Source organism: Deinococcus sp. LM3 (genome assembly GCF_002017875.1).
In the GTDB taxonomy this organism is placed as follows: Bacteria; Deinococcota; Deinococci; order Deinococcales; family Deinococcaceae; genus Deinococcus.
This window is the reverse complement of record NZ_MUFV01000001.1, coordinates 1171951-1187120: the sequence shown is the minus strand read 5'-3', so window position 1 is coordinate 1187120 and position 15170 is coordinate 1171951. Positions and strand designations below refer to the sequence as shown.

16 protein-coding genes are annotated in these 15170 nt (G+C 67.6%); 11 read left to right on the top strand and 5 right to left on the bottom strand.

Annotated features, from left to right (window positions below; translation table 11 throughout):
- Positions 1-85: 85 nt before the first annotated feature.
- Positions 86-484: a 4'-phosphopantetheinyl transferase superfamily protein gene (locus tag BXU09_RS05530; RefSeq protein ID WP_078301077.1), complete on the bottom strand. Its 399-nt coding sequence runs from the start codon at positions 482-484 to the stop codon at positions 86-88.
- A gap of 49 nt (positions 485-533) precedes the next feature.
- Here BXU09_RS05530 and BXU09_RS05525 point away from each other — a divergent pair, with 49 nt between their 5' ends.
- The 4 genes from BXU09_RS05525 (at position 534) to BXU09_RS05515 (ending at position 3844) form a co-directional block, all read left to right on the top strand.
- Positions 534-1247 (top strand): HepT-like ribonuclease domain-containing protein, encoded by a 714-nt coding sequence (locus tag BXU09_RS05525; RefSeq protein WP_078301076.1) that lies wholly within the window; start codon positions 534-536, stop codon positions 1245-1247.
- 204 nt (positions 1248-1451) lie between these two features.
- Positions 1452-1730, top strand: coding sequence for a hypothetical protein (locus tag BXU09_RS20140; protein WP_144011996.1), 279 nt, complete (start codon positions 1452-1454; stop codon positions 1728-1730).
- Positions 1731-1907: 177 nt separating this feature from the next.
- Positions 1908-2825 carry a transposase gene (locus BXU09_RS05520; RefSeq protein WP_168174566.1) on the top strand — a complete coding sequence of 306 codons (918 nt, stop codon included), beginning with the start codon at positions 1908-1910 and terminating at the stop codon, positions 2823-2825.
- Positions 2826-2980: 155 nt separating this feature from the next.
- Complete coding sequence (locus BXU09_RS05515; RefSeq protein WP_078301073.1) at positions 2981-3844, top strand: DegV family protein; 864 nt, start codon at positions 2981-2983, stop codon at positions 3842-3844.
- A 133-nt stretch (positions 3845-3977) separates the two neighbouring features.
- Here the strand turns inward: BXU09_RS05515 and BXU09_RS05510 are convergent, their stop codons facing one another.
- The 3 genes from BXU09_RS05510 to BXU09_RS05500 all read right to left on the bottom strand — a co-directional run bounded on the left by BXU09_RS05510 (position 3978) and on the right by BXU09_RS05500 (position 7002).
- On the bottom strand, positions 3978-4961 hold the full coding sequence (locus BXU09_RS05510; RefSeq protein WP_078301071.1) for an aldo/keto reductase: 984 nt from the start codon (positions 4959-4961) through the stop codon (positions 3978-3980).
- 28 nt (positions 4962-4989) lie between these two features.
- Positions 4990-5373, bottom strand: coding sequence for a RidA family protein (locus BXU09_RS05505; RefSeq protein WP_078301070.1), 384 nt, complete (start codon positions 5371-5373; stop codon positions 4990-4992).
- A 108-nt stretch (positions 5374-5481) separates the two neighbouring features.
- A complete protein-coding gene (locus BXU09_RS05500) occupies positions 5482-7002 on the bottom strand; it encodes a hypothetical protein (RefSeq protein ID WP_078301068.1) in 1521 nt (506 codons plus the stop codon).
- A 160-nt stretch (positions 7003-7162) separates the two neighbouring features.
- On the opposite strand from BXU09_RS05500, the gene paaA reads away from it, so the two are divergent.
- From paaA to BXU09_RS20135, 5 genes are all read left to right on the top strand, one after another.
- Positions 7163-8125 (top strand): 1,2-phenylacetyl-CoA epoxidase subunit PaaA, encoded by a 963-nt coding sequence (paaA, locus tag BXU09_RS05495; protein WP_078301067.1) that lies wholly within the window; start codon positions 7163-7165, stop codon positions 8123-8125.
- 129 nt (positions 8126-8254) lie between these two features.
- The gene (locus tag BXU09_RS05490; protein ID WP_078301065.1) at positions 8255-8845 is read left to right on the top strand and encodes a phenylacetic acid degradation protein; all 591 of its coding nucleotides are present in this window, start codon (positions 8255-8257) and stop codon (positions 8843-8845) included.
- The gene (paaC, locus tag BXU09_RS05485; protein ID WP_078301064.1) at positions 8842-9624 is read left to right on the top strand and encodes a 1,2-phenylacetyl-CoA epoxidase subunit PaaC; all 783 of its coding nucleotides are present in this window, start codon (positions 8842-8844) and stop codon (positions 9622-9624) included. Before BXU09_RS05490 ends, paaC begins: the two co-directional genes overlap by 4 nt.
- 8 nt (positions 9625-9632) lie before the next feature.
- Positions 9633-10169, top strand: a complete 537-nt coding sequence (gene paaD / locus BXU09_RS05480; RefSeq protein ID WP_078301062.1) for a 1,2-phenylacetyl-CoA epoxidase subunit PaaD — start codon at positions 9633-9635, stop codon at positions 10167-10169.
- 5 nt (positions 10170-10174) lie between these two features.
- Complete coding sequence (locus tag BXU09_RS20135; protein WP_144011995.1) at positions 10175-10915, top strand: CBS domain-containing protein; 741 nt, start codon at positions 10175-10177, stop codon at positions 10913-10915.
- 128 nt (positions 10916-11043) lie between these two features.
- On the opposite strand, the gene map is transcribed toward BXU09_RS20135, so the two are convergent.
- Positions 11044-11787, bottom strand: coding sequence for a type I methionyl aminopeptidase (gene map, locus BXU09_RS05475; RefSeq protein ID WP_078301061.1), 744 nt, complete (start codon positions 11785-11787; stop codon positions 11044-11046).
- Positions 11788-11960: 173 nt separating this feature from the next.
- On the opposite strand from map, the gene paaZ reads away from it, so the two are divergent.
- Together paaZ and BXU09_RS05465 are read left to right on the top strand one after the other, a co-directional pair.
- Complete coding sequence (gene paaZ / locus BXU09_RS05470) at positions 11961-14060, top strand: phenylacetic acid degradation bifunctional protein PaaZ (protein ID WP_078301059.1); 2100 nt, start codon at positions 11961-11963, stop codon at positions 14058-14060.
- Between the two features lie 114 nt (positions 14061-14174).
- Positions 14175-15119, top strand: coding sequence for an aldo/keto reductase family protein (locus BXU09_RS05465; RefSeq protein WP_078304781.1), 945 nt, complete (start codon positions 14175-14177; stop codon positions 15117-15119).
- Positions 15120-15170: the final 51 nt, after the last annotated feature.

The window sequence follows — 15170 nt, the reverse complement described above, 5'->3', positions numbered from 1 at the left end:
GCTCCAGCGTAGCCCCGCGCCGGCCGGGTCCGCTGTCAGCGCGGCGACGTTTGCGCCGGGACAGCGCCGGACTCTTCAGGAACGCTCAAGTTCCCGGCGTGGGCCGCTCCTCGAGAACCACCACCGCCGACGCGTGCTCGCGGGTGTGCGTGAGCGTCAGGTGCGCCACCCAGCCCTGCTCGCGCATGTGCTGCGCGATGTGCGGCGCGAATTCCAGGTGCGGCCGCGCGAACGGAAAGGGGCCGCCGGGCGTGGCCGTGCGCTCCACCCACACGTCCCGCCAGCCGTGCGGGCGCGGCCAGACCTTCTGGAAGGCCTCCTTGGCCGCGAAGCGCGCCGCGAGGCTGGGCGCCGGGTCGCTCAGGCGCGCGCAGTACGCGAGTTCCGTGGGCGTGAACAGCTTCTCGGCCCGCCGGCCCTCGCGCTCCAGCATGCGCCGGATACGGTCGATCTCGATCAGGTCGTGGCCCACGGCGATAATCACCCGTTCAGGATACGGTCCCCGCGCGCGGGCACGCCGTATCCTGGGCGCCATGAACGCTGCCCAGCCGCTGTTTCCCGATGTTCGCCTCGACACGGTCGCCGGGCGTCTGCGGGCCGCGCAGCCGCAGTGGGAGGCGACCGGCGTGACGCGCGTGCGGGTATTCGGGTCGGTCGCGCGCGGCGAGGCGGGCGAGGCCAGCGACATTGACCTGCTGATCGACTTCGCGCCCACCTCGCCGCGCGGCCTGCTGGACCTGATGCGGGCGCGCGCCGTGTTCGAGCGGGCGCTGGGCCGCCGGGTGGACGTGGTGACGGAAGCGGCCCTGCGCCCCCCGCTGCGCGGCGACATCCTGGCCGACGCGGTGGACGTGCAGAGCGTCCCGGAGCGCCTGCCCCGCTCGCACCGTGAGAAACGCTGGCGCTGGCGGGTGTTCGACCTGCTGCGCGCCATCGACCGCATCACGGACTTCACGGACGGCCACACCCTGGCGACCTTCGAACGTGACGAACGGACCCAGGACGCCGTGCTGCACGGACTGGCGCGGCTGGGCGAGACCACCAAGTTCATTCCGCAGTCCGTGCAGGACACCCACCCGCACCTGCCGTGGGCGCTGCTGCGCGACGTGCGCAACCTCGTGTCGCACGACTACTTCGGGATCGAGGTGGCGCTCGTGTGGCACACGGCGCGCGTGGAACTCCCGGCGCTGCGCCCGGAGCTTCAGGCCCTCGCGGAAGGCGAGACGGTGTCCGGGGCCGCGCAGTAGGCCCGCCGGTCGCCAGCGGACGGCTGGAATGATACGGACTCCGATTGAAGGGGCTGCGAGGAGGAGAAAAGCGGGTTCCGGGCGTGGAGCCGGCAATCTGGTGAACAAGAGTTTCCACAGGCGAGAGAACAGCGACCAGCACGAAGGCCCACGAGGCAGGGGCTTGAAATTCCCCGGTCTCATGGGCCTTGATGCGAAGTGACTATGCCTCGCACACCCAGCCTACCGCAAAGCATCATCACCGCTCAGCTGAACCGGGTCACCAGCCTCAGTGGCCTTGTTCCCTACAGCACCCTGCGCAAAAGCGCCATCTCCAAGGAGATGGCGCGGGACTCCTTCGAACAAGAGTTTCCACGCCCGCTGGAATCGCGCGCCACACAACGTTGCGATGGCACGGAGGAGGAGAAACGTCGGTCAGCACGGCATTTTCCCTGTTGCGTCCTGGAGGAGATTTTCGGCCGTGATGAGCCTTTCTCGGCCTGAACAGCCCGGATACGAGCATCTGCCAGTCGAAGTACGAAAAGGCGAGAGGCGTCGGATGTCGTGTGGTACGGGGTACAGGGGATCGAGACACGAAGAATGCTGTTCTGACCGATAAAAATCCACATGGGGCTATGCTCGGTAGCGTCCTGGAGGGCATCTCGTGCCGCCTGGAAACTCTTGTTCGAATCGACAGAAGACCTCCAGCGCCGCGCCAGGAACGCGCCGGACGGCGCGTTCCTGGCCATTGATTTCGTCATGGTGCCCCACGCCGGACGGACGATGGAAGGCGTGAACTACCACTACAGCGGTCAGGCCCAGACCCGCCTCGGTCATCAGTTCACCTCGGCGGCCCTGGTCAGGTTCGGTGAAGATCCAGTTCCGTTGCTGGAGCGCTTCAAAGTGTCACAGGCCCTGCATACAGAGCGCTATCCGTACCGTACAGCGACTCAGGAAATGATCCACGTCGTCCAGGATTGCCTCACGGCCGGCGTCCCCATGGCGGGTCTTCTGCTGGATGGAGAGTTCGGGAGGGACGCGGCCGTGACCTTCAGTCGCCAGCATCAGATTCCAGTCCTGATCCGTGCCAAAGCCAATATGACGGTGCAGTTCGAGGGTGAGTCCCTCACCCTCAATGCGCTGAGCAAACAATTCCCTCCAGACCGCTGTCACCTGTACGCGGAGTTCGGGTGGCGTGTCCGCCGATTGCCGGTCGTCCGTGAGGTCGGTGGGTTCGATGTCCTGATCGTGTGGCGCAAGGTTCACGGTGAGTGGACGCGCTTTTTCCTGTTCAGCACGTTTGGCAGTGACGTCACGGTTCGCTCGCTGCTGCGGGCCTGGAAGGCCCGCTGGGGGATTGAGGTGATTCACCGGTTCTTCAAGCAGAACCTGGGGCTGGGACGTTGTCATTGCCGAACCATCCAGGCGCAGGAGAACTGGGTGTGGTGCGTGGTGGAGGCCTTTCACGCGGTCTTACGGGTGCGTCGGGAAGTACCGGGAGTGACGTGGAGGGCCGCACAACAGCAGGCAGCTCTGAATGCGGAAAAGTACGTCCTGACCGGCCTTGAGCAGGATGAACCCCTGCTTGAGGCCGCGTGACACGTCATCGGCAGTGAAGTGGAAACTTTTGGGTGAAGTTCCGGATTGTCGGCGAAACAGACGGAATCCGAATGAGTGCGAAACTTCACACCCCGGTGGGAGCCCCTGATGGGGGAAATTTCACATTCCGGCCCGGCCGGGTTCTACCATGAGGCATGAACAGCATCGTCCTCACCGATTCCACCAGTGACCTCGAAGCCGGTCAGGCCGACGCCATCGGCCTGCGGGTCATTCCACTCACCGTCCGTTTCGACGGGCGCGACTGGCTCGATCACCAGGAACTCGGCAGCGAGGAACTGTTCCGCCGCGTGGACGCCGGCGCCGCCATGCCCGTCACCGCGCCCCCCACCGTGCAGACCTACCGCGACACCCTGGACAACCTGCTGCAACGCCACGACCACGTGTTCGCCGTGCACCTCAGCAGCCGCCTGAGCGACACGCACGCCCACGCCACCGAGGCCGCCCTGGCCTTCCCGGGCCGCGTCACCGTCCACGACTCCTGGCAGTCCGCCGCCGGACTGGCCCTGCAGGCCGAGCGGGCCGCGCGCCTGTTGCGTGACGGCGTGCCCGCCGCGCAGGTGGCGGCCGCCCTGACCACCCTGCGCCCGCAGACCACCACCCGCATGTGCCTGAACACCCTGAACTACCTGCAACGCAGCGGCCGGATCGGCGGCGCTGCGGCCCTGCTGGGCGGCCTGCTGAACCTGAAACCCATCCTGGGCCTGCGCGAGGGCCGCGTGGAACCCTACGCCCGTGCGGTCGGCGCTGGCCGCGCCCTGAACAGCATGACCGAGCAGCTGCGCGCCTGCGCCGCCAGCCTCCCACAGGGCCGCGTGGCGTTCTTCCACAACGGCGCGCCCGACAGCGTGGACGCCCTGCGCTTCGAGGCCCGCCGCCTGGGCGTGCAGGAAAGCATGACGCTGGGCCTGGGCACCGTCCTGTCCGCGCACGGTGGCCCCGGCGTGTTCGGCTTCAGCTTCGAACCCGCGCACGTCTGGCAGAACTTCCGCGCGTACTGATCCGGATTCCGTTTGTTTCGCTGACAACCCGGAAGGGCACCGGATTGCCGGCTCCACGTCCGGAACCCGTTTTGCTCCAACTCGCTTCGCTCGGATTGAACGGGCTTTGCAGCCCATTCAATCGGAGTCCGTATCAGTTCCAGGGCAGTGCGGCCCGCTCCTGCCAGTACGTGCGGGCGTCCACGGTCAGTTCCGGCAGGGCGTCCGCCGGGACCTGCACGCGCAGCGCCGCCAGATTCTGCGCCAGCTGATCGGTGTTGCCCGCGCCGCTCAGGACCATGTCCGCCCACGGTTGCGCCAGCACGGCCGCCAGGGCCGCCGCGTCCGGCGTGACCTCCAGTTCCGCTGCCAGGGCCGCCAGCGGGGCGGGCACGTCCCCGCGTCCGCTCAGGCCGCGCGCACTCAGGCGGCCGTTCGCCATGCCCTCCTTCACCACCACCGCCCAGCCCTCGGCGTGCGCGTCGGCCAGCGCCGCGCCCGCCGAGCGGTCCAGCAGGTTCCAGGTGGCCTGCACGGCACTCAGGGGATTCACGCCGTCCACCCGCACGTCCAGCGCCCGCCGGATCGTGTCCGCCTGCGCCGGACCGCTGGTGCTCAGGCCCACCCGCACGCCCCCCGCCGCCAGTTCCGCCAGTCGCGCCAGCACCGCCGGGTTGTCCAGCACGCCCGACTCCAGCGTCGCCGAGTGAATCAGGTACAGCGCCGGGGGGCCGCCCAGCGCCGCGAGCGTCTGCGGCCACTGCCGGTCCAGCGTGGCCCGGTCGTGCGTCTTGACCTCATGCACGGATGCGTCGGGCTGCCAGTCCGCCACGTACGTGTACCCCCACTTGCTGCCCAGCACGGCGTCCCGGTGCCCGCGCGCCTGCACCCACGCGCCCAGGAACTCCTCGGCCAGCCCGTAACTGCGCGCCGCGTCGAAATACCGCACGCCCGCCGCGTACGCCACGTCCAGCACCGCCCACGCCTGCGCCCGCATGCCCGCCACCGACCGGTCCGGGAGGTCGCGCGCGTGCCCCAGGTTGATGTAACCGGGGCGGCCCAGCGCGGCCAGCCCCACCCCCAGGCGTGGTGACGCCGGATCGAACGGACGGACAGGACCGGACAGGGAAGAGGTCATGCTCCCCAGTCTGCCGGATGGGCAGGGATCACCCGCCGATGACGGCTTCGGCCTCGATTTCCACGAGGTGCAGCGGGTCGATCAGCGCGGCGACCTGCACCAGGGTCGTGGCGGGGCGGATGTCGCGGAACACCTCGCCGTGCGCGCGGGCCACCTCCTCCCAGCGGCTGATGTCGGTCACGTAGATGCGGGTGCGGACCACGTCGGACAGCTGCGCGCCGGCCGTTTCCAGGGCGGTGCGGATGATGCCCAGCGCCGCGCGGGTCTGCTCGGCCGGGTCGCCCTCGCCGACGACCTCGCCGTTCACGGTGGCGGTCGTGCCGCTGACCTGCACGGTGTTCCCGACCTTCACGGCGCGCGAGTACCCGATCTGCGCTTCCCAGGGGCTGCCACTGCTGATGTTCTGACGCATGACCCAGCGTAAACGGCCCGGCCGGCCGCGCGCCGCGCCGTCGTCTGACCCGGCCTGTGCCGCGCCGCGTGACACGCCATCAGCCACCGACCATCAGCGGGCCGCCGTTCACTCCTCGTACAGTTCGCCGCTGCGGGGCGTGAAGGTCCAGTCCGTGACCTGCCAGCCCTGCGCGGTGCGGCCCAGGTTGACGGTCAGGGTGTGGCGTTCGCCGCTCACGTACTCGCTGTCGGTGCGGTCATCGGTGAAGCCGAGGGTGGTCGTGATGACCGCCTGCGCCTGCGTGGGGCTGTCCTGGGTGAGGGTGACACTGCTGAACGTGAAGTTCCCCAGGCGGCCCAGCGGGAAGTCGGCCGGGCCGCGCCGGGTGTCCAGCCACGGGCGGGCGCGGGTGACGGCCGCGTCGATGCGGCGCTGCACCTCGGCGGTCTGCGCGGCGGTGCGGGGCACGCTGCGGTACTGCGAGGCGACGTGCCCGGCGACGCTGCTCAGGTCGCTCAGCAGCGCGGTCGTGACGCCCAGCGGGTCGTCCCGCAGTTCGGTCAGGGCCGCGCTGCCCACGCGGTACGCGGCGTAGCGGACGCTGCCGCTGCGGGCGTCGCGCAGCAGGGTGTCGTCGCGGCCGCCCGCGCGGCGGACCGTGACGGCCGGCCAGACGGTCAGGGTCGGCTGGCCGTACGCATCACGGGTCACGGGGACAGTCAGAAGGGCGGGCCCGGCGGTGATGTCCGCGCCGCGCGGCTGGAACAGGCGCAGCGTGGCGGCCCCGGTGGCGCCGGGTGGCTGCGTGACGGCCAGGTACGAGCGCGTGCCGGGGGCCGTGAACGCCCCGCCCACGCCGCTGCGCAGGCTGTCGGGGTGGCTGCCGGCGCGGGTGGGCCAGTCCCACATTCCGAAATCCGAGAGGTCCTGCCGGACGTCCGGCCCGTAGTTCGCCAGCCACGCCCGGAAGGGCGCGGGTTGCGTCGCCGCCCAGGTGTCGGCGCTGGCGGCGCCCTGCGTGACGGCGCGGGTGGCGTACTCGACCAGCACGCCGCCGCTGAACGGGTCGGCGTTCATGCCGCGCGCGTAGGTCTGCATGAAGCCGGGGAACGCGCGGGTGTTCTCTACGTACTGGCCGTTCAGGAACGAGTACACGACCGGCAGCGGGGCGCTCTCCGCGAAGCTCATGCCGTACCCGTACGCGAACCGCCAGTCTGCGCCGACCAGTTCCAGCGGGCCGCGTCCGTCCAGTTGCCGGGCTTCCAGGGTGCTGCTGTGCGCGCTGAACGCCGTGAGCAGCCGCCGGGGCGGGCTGGTCAGCGAGTACAGCGTGTGCGTGAAACAGCAGTGCGCGCCGCCGGAGAACCCGGCCAGCAGCACTTCCGGGACGCCGTCGCCGGTCAGGTCGCGGCAGCCGTCCACGCTGACCATGGTGTCCTCGACCGTGGCGTGCGTGACGCCGCCGCGCGAGAGGGTCACGCGGTCGGCCGGTTCCTCGAAGCCGTTCTCGCGCAGGGTCAGGGTGTACGCCCCGCAGGTCTGTGAGGAGACCTTCACGGGCGCGGGCGTGGTCTGCGCGGCGGCGGGCGCGGCCAGCAGCAGGCCCAGGGCGGAGGCCAGCAGGAGGGGCGTGCGGGGTCGGGTCATGGGGAACCTCCGGGGGAAAGGGTGTGGATGTGCGCTCGCCTCACAGCATGCCCCATGCGGGCGTCCGGGTGAACGGGCCGCGCGGATGCAACCCACCCCACATCCAACCTAACGCTCGTTAGGTACACTGGGGTCACGTTCCAATCCGGAGGTTGCCCCCATGACCCACACGAACCCCCTGCCCAGCGCCGAGACGCCCGAACAGCACGCGCACTTCGAGGCCCGCATCGCACGCGGCGAGAAGATCGAACCCGGCGACTGGATGCCCGCCGAGTACCGCCGCCAGCTCATCCGCATGATCAGCCAGCACGCCCACAGCGAGGTCGTCGGCATGCTCCCCGAAGGCGAATGGATCAGCCGCGCGCCCAGCCTGAAACGCAAGACCATCCTCATGGCCAAGGTGCAGGACGAGGCCGGGCACGGCCAGTACCTCTACCACGCTGCCGAAACGCTCGGCGCCACCCGCGAGGACATGCTCGCCGCGCTGCTGTCAGGCAAGGCCAAGTACTCCAGCATCTTCAACTACCCCACCCACACCTGGGCGGACGTCGGCATGATCGGCTGGCTCGTGGACGGCGCCGCCATCAAGAACCAGACCATGCTCGCCGGGTGCAGTTACGGCCCGTACAGCCGCGCCATGGTCCGCATCTGCAGCGAGGAAACCTTCCACCACAAACAGGGCAAGGAAATGATCGTCGCCTACGCCCAAGGCACCCCCGAACAGCGCGCCATGGCGCAGGAATCCCTGAACCGCTGGTGGTGGCCCGCCCTGATGATGCTCGGCCCGCACGACGCCGACAGCCCCAACAGCGGCCCCCTCACGAAATGGGGCATCAAACTCAAGAGCAACGACGAGGTCCGCCAGGAATTCATCAACGAACACGTCCCCGAACTGCTCGAAGCGGGCCTGACCATCCCCGACCCGCACCTGCACCAGGACGAGCACGGCAACTGGCGGCACGGCCCCATCGACTGGACCGAATTCTGGGCCGTCATCAAAGGCGAACGCGGCCTGAACCGCGAACGCCTCGGCACCCGCCAGGCCGCCCACGACGACGGCGCCTGGGTGCGCGACGCCATGCAGGCCTACGCCGACCGGCAACGCGCAGTCGCGGCCGACTGAACCCCTCAGTCAGCTTCGCTGACAGCTCCCCTCAAGGCGAGCCAGTGTGATGGTTGGCTCCCCTCTAAGGGGAGCTGGCCGCGCAGCGGACTGAGGGGTCGCCCCCCAGCCCAGAAAGGAACCCCACCCATGACTCAATCTCAATCCCCGTCCTCCGATACGCAGTGGCCGCGCTGGGAGGTGTTCAAGCAGGACGCCCCGAACCGCCCGCATCAGGCGGTGGGGAGCGTGCACGCTGGTGACGCGCCGCATGCGCTGGTGACGGCGCGGAACGTGTTCGTGCGCCGCCCGGCCGCCGTGAGCCTCTGGTGCGTGCTGGAAGGCGACATTCTGACCGCCACGCCCGAGGAACTGACCACCCACCCTGCGCTGCTCGACTCGCCCGGCGAGCCCGGCACGTACCACGTGGGCCTGAAACGCACGAACAAGCGCTCCATGACCTTCGTGGACCTCAGCGGCACCGTGCAGGCCACCGGGAGCGGCGACGCTCTGCGGCAGGCGCAGGTCATGCACCCCGACGTGCTGGCCTGGATGGTGTTCCCGGAGTCGGCGGTCGTCCGCACCGACGAGGACGCGGGCACGGTCGAGAGCTGGTTCGCGCCCGCGAAAGACAAGACGTACAAGCAGCAGCAGTATTACGGCGTGATCGGCCGGCATGTCGGCGAACTGAAACGCGCCGGGCTGATGCCGGGCCGCGCCGCCAGCGAGGAAGGCGCATGACCACCACCCCCACCACCGACCTGACCGCCACGCAGACGCAGGCCCTCCTGCTGAAACTCACGGTCCTCGCCGACGACGAGATCTTAGTCGCGCATCGGAACGGCGAGTGGACCGGCCACGCCCCCATCCTGGAAGAGGACATCGCGCTGGCGAACATCGCGCAGGACGAACTGGGCCACGCGGGCCTGTACCTGACCCTCGCGCAGAACCTCGGCGGCAGCGACCCCGACCGGGTGGCGTTCTGGCGCGGCCCGGACGACTACCGGAACACCCGCCTCGTGGAACTCCCGAAGGGTGACTGGGCGTTCACGATGATCCGCCAGTTTCTGTACGACACTTCCGAGGCGCTGTGGCTGGAGGCCGCCACCCGCAGCACCTACGCGCCCCTGGCCGAGATCGCCGCGAAGGCCGTGCGCGAGGAGAAATTCCACGTGCAGCACACTGCCCTGTGGGTGGAACGCCTCGCCCTCGGCACGCCCGAAAGCGAACGCCGCACCCAGGCCGCCCTGACCGAACTGTGGCCGCACGCCGCGCAACTCTTCCAACCCATCCAGGGCGAGGCCGACCTGACCGCGTCCGGCATCCTGCCCGACCTGAATGCCGTTCACGCCCGCTGGACTGACCTCGTCACCCGGCACCTCGTGGACAAATGCGGGCTCACCCTCCCCAACGCCCCCGCCACCCAGCCGGGCCGCGACACGCACACCCACCACCTCGCCCCCCTGCTGGAAGAAATGCAGAGCGTCGCCCGGCAACACCCCGACGCCGAGGTCTGGTGAACGGGCGGATGGCAGAAGGCGGAAGGCAGAAGGCAGAACGCCCTGCGCCATCGGCCATCAGCATTCAGCCATCTGCCGTCTGGGACGCGCTGGCCAGCGTCCCGGACCCGGAGATTCCCGTCGTGAGCATCACGGACATGGGCATGGTGCGGGACGTGACCGTGGGCGACGATGGGCGCGTGACGGTGACGTTCACGCCCACCTTCAGCGGCTGCCCCGCCCTGCACGTCATCCGGGAGAGCATCGAGCAGGCGGTGCGCGACCTGGGTGTGGCGGAGGTCGAGGTCAGAAGCACCCTCACCCCCCCCTGGACGACCGACTGGATCAACGACGACGCCCGGGAGCGGCTGCGGCAGTACGGCATCGCGCCCCCCGCCCCCACCGGGGAAGGGCAGCTCATTCAGCTGGACGCGGAACCCACCCGCTGCCCCCGCTGCGGCAGCCTGAACGTCCGCATGACCGCCAGCTTCGGCCCGACGTTATGCAAACGCATGTACGTCTGCGACACCTGTAAGGAACCGTTTGAAGGGTTCAAGAGCGTATGAGAGCAATGAAATCGTTAGTTGCGGAGGCAATAGCGCTTGAAGAGGAAGAGGCGAGCTACTTTCTGCGCGTATTAAGAGATGCCCGCTATGCTGCTCTCGCTGATGCGGAAAACTTTCGTTCCGTTTGTTTTGCCTTAGAAGAATTGGGAATGCGCTTGAGAGGTGAGAACCTCAGGAGTTTGCGCAAATATAAGACGATCTTGCAGGATATTGTTCCAACCAAGCTGAAAAATGAGTATTCTGAAATATTTGACTTGGTGGTTTCCGCGAGAAATGAGGCCGCTCATCGGGGAATATTTGCAAGAAATCTGGCATCTAAGTCAATCAGGCTTTCAATTATCGTGGAGGCGGGTTTACAAAGCATGACGACTAAAGTAAAGCACATCATGTCGCAGAATGTGATTTTCGCAGAAAAATTTTATAGTCTAGCAAAAGTAAGGGAGATAATGCTAGAGAATTCTTTCTCATATGTCCCTATCTCACTTGAAGATAAATACTACTTAATACCGGATTTCCTCATTGCCCAACTCTGGCACGATAAAAAATCTACTGATAAGCTGAAATATAACACTAAAATTGACGATATACTCGATAAAAAAGACTTACTAAAGCCCATAGAGCTTTTAAGTAACGCTAAAAAATCTGCGGCGCTTAATCCGTTACTGCAAGCGCCGGCACTGGTTTTTAATGGCACTCATGCTGAGCGAGTTGTTGTGGGAATTCTATCCCCATTCGACTTGTTGTGATCTGAAACATCGATGATTCTATCCGCCCCACGCCAACCCCTTTGCCCCACAGCGGCAGACGCCCGCTGATGCCATATATGTCCACTCAATGGTGGTTATCTCGTTTTAAGGATTTGGCACTTGTAGGTTCACGCTGTCAATATCATCGGTTTCCCTTTGGTGATCATGATGGTGTGTTCGACGTGGGCGGCGATGCCGCCGTCGGTGGTGGCGAGGGTCCAGCCGTCGCGGCGGGTGCGGACGCGGGGGCTTCTGCCGGTGCTGATCATGGGTTCCACGGCGATCACGAGCCCCTCGTGCAGCGGTTTTCTCAGCGCGGGGCGGTAGTAGTTGGGGACGTCGGGTTTCTCGTGGATGGCGCGGCCCACGCCGTGCCCCTGAAGTTCCGGCAGGAGCGTGAAGCCCCGGCGCTCTACCTCGGTCTGAATGGCGCGCCCGATGGCGTTCAGGGGTTGTCCGGCGCGGGCGGCGCTCAGGCCGCGTGCCAGGGCCGCCTCGGCGGCGGTGATGAGGTTCGCGGCGATGGGGGAGACGGGCGGCACGGCGACCGTGATGGCGGCGTCCGCGACGAACCCGCCGACGTTCGGCGTGACGTCGATGCACACGACGTCCCCCGCCTGAAGCGGGCGGTTCGTGGGCAGGCCATGCACGATGTCGTCGTTGACGCTGATGAACACGTTCACGGGCGCGCCGTACTCGGCTCGCGGGGCGGAGAACGCGCCGAACCCCGCGAACACCTGCCCGGCCAGGGCGTCCAGCTCGGCAGGCGTGATGCCCGGTTCGACGGCGGCGCGCAGGGCGTCCAGGGTGCGGGCGACGACCTTCCCGGCGAGGGTCATGCCGTCCAGTTCATGCTGCGTAGTGATCGTCATGCGGCAGTGTAAGCGCCCGGTCGGGAACGGGAGTGTGACGATCCGGTGGCCCGTCTCTTTTCTCCTCCCCCTTGAGGGGGGAGGCGGGGAGGGGGTGCGCGCAGCGCGTATTTTCCCGGCTTCCGCCTCAATTTCAGATCGAATCTTCTTTCTCTATTCAAGGAGCGTTTTCTGTGACTCAATCAATCACTTCTGAGCTTCTTCGTCCGGCGTCTTATGTGTCGGGTTCGTGGCATGCGAATGCGGATGGGCAGGTGCTCCTGGATGCGGTGTATGGGCGTCCGGTGGCCGTGATTTCGTCGGAGGGTGTGGATTTCGGTGGGGCGCTGGCGTATGGCCGGCGGGCGGGCGGATTGCTACGGCGCATGACGTTCCATGAGCGGGCGCGGGCCTTGAAGGCGCTGGGGGCGTTCCTGATGGAGCGCAAGGAGGCGTATTACGCGCTGAGCACCCTGACGGGCGCGACCCGGCGGGATTCGTGGGTGGATATCGAGGGCGGGATCGGCACGCTGTTCAGTTACGCGAGTGCGGCGCGGCGGGAACTGCCGGACGAGCGCTTCTGGCCGGACGGCAGGCTGGAGCGGCTGGGGCGGGAGGGGACGTTCGTGGGCCGTCACCTGCTGGTGCCGCGTGAGGGTGTGGCGGTGCAGATCAATGCGTTCAACTTCCCGGTGTGGGGGATGCTGGAGAAGTTCGCGCCCGCGTTTATTGGTGGGATGCCGAGTCTGGTGAAGCCTGCGCCGCAGACGGCCTACCTGACGGAGCGGGTGGTGCGCGACATCGTGGCGTCGGGCCTGATTCCGGAGGGGACGCTGCAACTGGTGACGGGGGAGCCGGGGTCGCTGCTCGATCACGTGGAGGAGCAGGACGTGGTGGCGTTCACGGGGTCGGCGGCCACGGCGGCGCGGCTGCGGGTGCATCCGGCGATCGTGGGGCGGTCGGTGCCGTTCAATGCGGAGGCAGACAGCCTGAACGCGTCGGTGCTGGGCCTGTCCGTGAAGCCCGAGGACCCCGAGTTTGCTCTGTTCGTGCGGGAGGTGGCGCGCGAGATGACCGGGAAGGCCGGGCAGAAGTGCACCGCGATCCGCCGCGCGCTGGTGCCCTCACATCTGATTGAGGCGGTGACGGAGGGTCTGCGCCGCGAACTGGCGAAGGTGACGCTGGGCGACCCGGCGCGGGATGACGTGCGGATGGGCGCGCTCGTCAGTGTGGAGCAGCGCGAGCGGGTGCGTGAGACGCTGGCGAAGTTGCAGGCCGAGACGCGCGTGCTGATCAGCGGTGAGGCGACCCTGCTGGGCGGCGACCGTGAGAAGGGCGCATTCCTCGATCCGACCGTGCTGCTGTGCGAGACCCCCCTGACCGCACGGGGGCCGCATGAGCTGGAGGCGTTCGGGCCGGTGGTGACGCTGCTGCCGTACGACTCGCTGGAGGACGCCGTGACCCTCACCAAGCTGGGCCGGGGCTCGCTGGCGGGCAGCATCGTGTCGCACGACCGGGCCGAGGCGACGGAACTGGTGCTGGGCATGGCGAGTTCGCACGGACGTCTGCTGGTCCTGAACCGCGACAACGCGAAGGAGAACACCGGGCACGGGTCGCCGCTGCCGCAGCTGAATCACGGCGGGCCGGGCCGCGCGGGGGGCGGCTCAGAACTGGGCGGCCTCTCGGCGGTGCGGCATCACATGAACCGCGTGGCGGTGCAGGCCGACCCAACCACCCTCACCAGCATCACGCGCGAATTCGTGCCCGGCGCGCAGGTGCAGGAGGACGTGGTGCATCCGTTCCGCAAGTCCTTCGACGAGATTCAGGTCGGGGACAGTCTCCTCACGCACCGCCGCACCGTGACCGAGGCGGACATCGTGAACTTCGCGGGCCTGACCGGCGATCACTTCTACGCGCACGTCGATGAGATCGGCGCTAAGGAGGGCATCTTCGGGCGGCGGGTGGCGCACGGGTACTTCCTGATCTCGGCGGCGGCGGGCATGTTCGTGTCGCCCGCGCCGGGGCCGGTGCTGGCGAACTACGGCCTGGAGAACCTGCGGTTCATCGAGCCGGTCGGCATCGGGGACACCATCCGCACGCGCCTGACCTGCAAACGCAAGATCCGCAAGGACCTGCGGCCCGGCGAGACCCGCCCGACCGGCGTGGTCGAGTGGCGCAGCGAGATCACCAACCAGGACGGCGCGCTGGTCGCCACATACGACATCCTCACGCTGGTCGAGCGTTCACGGGACGCCTTCGATCCGCCCGTGGAGGTGCCGGGCGCACCGGCCTGAACGCGGGCCGTGTGGGCAGGGGCGTTTCATACGCGGCGGGCATTGTGCTGAGTGTCTCTTTATGCGCGCTTCACCTGACGGCTGGCCCATGCTTTATCCGATAAAGTGACCCGCATGGAATACCGGAACCTCGGCAAGAGCGGTCTGAAAGTCAGCGAAGTCGCCCTGGGCGGCTGGGAAACGTACGGCGTCGGCGTGAACGAGCAGCAGATGGTGCGCGACATCGTCACCGCCGCGTACGACGGCGGCGTCAACTTCTTCGATCAGGCCGACATCTACGCCAAGGGCCGCAGCGAGGAACTGATGGGCAACGTGCTGCGCGAACTGCCGCGCCACACGCTGGTCATCAGCTCCAAGGTGTACTGGCCCATGAGCGACGACGTGAACGACCGTGGCCTCAGCCGCAAGCATGTCCTGCACAGCATCGACGGCAGCCTGAAGCGCCTCGGCACCGACCACCTCGACGTGTACTTCGCGCACCGCTACGACCCCGACGTGCCCATGGAAGAGATCGTCATGGCCTTCGATCAGGTCATCCGCGACGGCAAGGCCCTGTACTGGGGGACCAGCATGTGGCCCGCCGCGCGCATCGCCCAGGCGGTCGAGTTCGCCCGCGCGAACGGCCTGCACGCGCCCATCACCGAGCAGCCCGAGTACTCCATGATCCGCCGCGACCGCGTCGAGAAGGAGATCCTGCCGTACACCGAGACGGCCGGCGTGGGTCTGGTCGTCTGGAGCCCGCTCGCCATGGGCCTGCTGACCGGCAAGTACGACGACGGCAAACCCGAGGGCGCGCGCCTGACCGAGAAGGAAAACTGGGGCAAGAACTTCCTGACCGACGAGAACATCCAGAAAGTCCGCGACCTGAAAGCCGTCGCCGACGACCTGAACATCACCCGCGCGCAACTGGCCCTCGCCTGGATCCTGCGGCAGAAGGGCGTGAGCAGCGTCATCACCGGCGCCACGAAAGTCCAGCAGATCGAGGACACCGTGAAGGCCGCCGGCGTGCGCCTGAGCAGCGACGTGATCGAGCAGATCGAAACCATCCTGACCCGCTGACAGCGGCGTCTGTTCGCGCGGCCCCCTCCACCCCGGAGGCGGGCCGCCGCT

Bases quoted from the DNA above. Each gene is read 5' to 3' on its own strand.
- BXU09_RS05525 (WP_078301076.1), top strand. From the start codon at position 534: ATGAACGCTGCCCAGCCGCTGTTTCCCGATGTTCGCCTCGACACGGTC.
- BXU09_RS20140 (WP_144011996.1), top strand. From the start codon at position 1,452: ATGCCTCGCACACCCAGCCTACCGCAAAGCATCATCACCGCTCAGCTG.
- BXU09_RS05515 (WP_078301073.1), top strand. From the start codon at position 2,981: ATGAACAGCATCGTCCTCACCGATTCCACCAGTGACCTCGAAGCCGGT.
- BXU09_RS05510 (WP_078301071.1), bottom strand. From the start codon at position 4,961: ATGACCTCTTCCCTGTCCGGTCCTGTCCGTCCGTTCGATCCGGCGTCA.
- BXU09_RS05505 (WP_078301070.1), bottom strand. From the start codon at position 5,373: ATGCGTCAGAACATCAGCAGTGGCAGCCCCTGGGAAGCGCAGATCGGG.
- BXU09_RS05500 (WP_078301068.1), bottom strand. From the start codon at position 7,002: ATGACCCGACCCCGCACGCCCCTCCTGCTGGCCTCCGCCCTGGGCCTG.
- paaA (WP_078301067.1), top strand. From the start codon at position 7,163: ATGACCCACACGAACCCCCTGCCCAGCGCCGAGACGCCCGAACAGCAC.
- BXU09_RS05490 (WP_078301065.1), top strand. From the start codon at position 8,255: ATGACTCAATCTCAATCCCCGTCCTCCGATACGCAGTGGCCGCGCTGG.
- paaC (WP_078301064.1), top strand. From the start codon at position 8,842: ATGACCACCACCCCCACCACCGACCTGACCGCCACGCAGACGCAGGCC.
- paaD (WP_078301062.1), top strand. From the start codon at position 9,633: ATGGCAGAAGGCGGAAGGCAGAAGGCAGAACGCCCTGCGCCATCGGCC.
- BXU09_RS20135 (WP_144011995.1), top strand. From the start codon at position 10,175: ATGAAATCGTTAGTTGCGGAGGCAATAGCGCTTGAAGAGGAAGAGGCG.
- map (WP_078301061.1), bottom strand. From the start codon at position 11,787: ATGACGATCACTACGCAGCATGAACTGGACGGCATGACCCTCGCCGGG.
- BXU09_RS05465 (WP_078304781.1), top strand. From the start codon at position 14,175: ATGGAATACCGGAACCTCGGCAAGAGCGGTCTGAAAGTCAGCGAAGTC.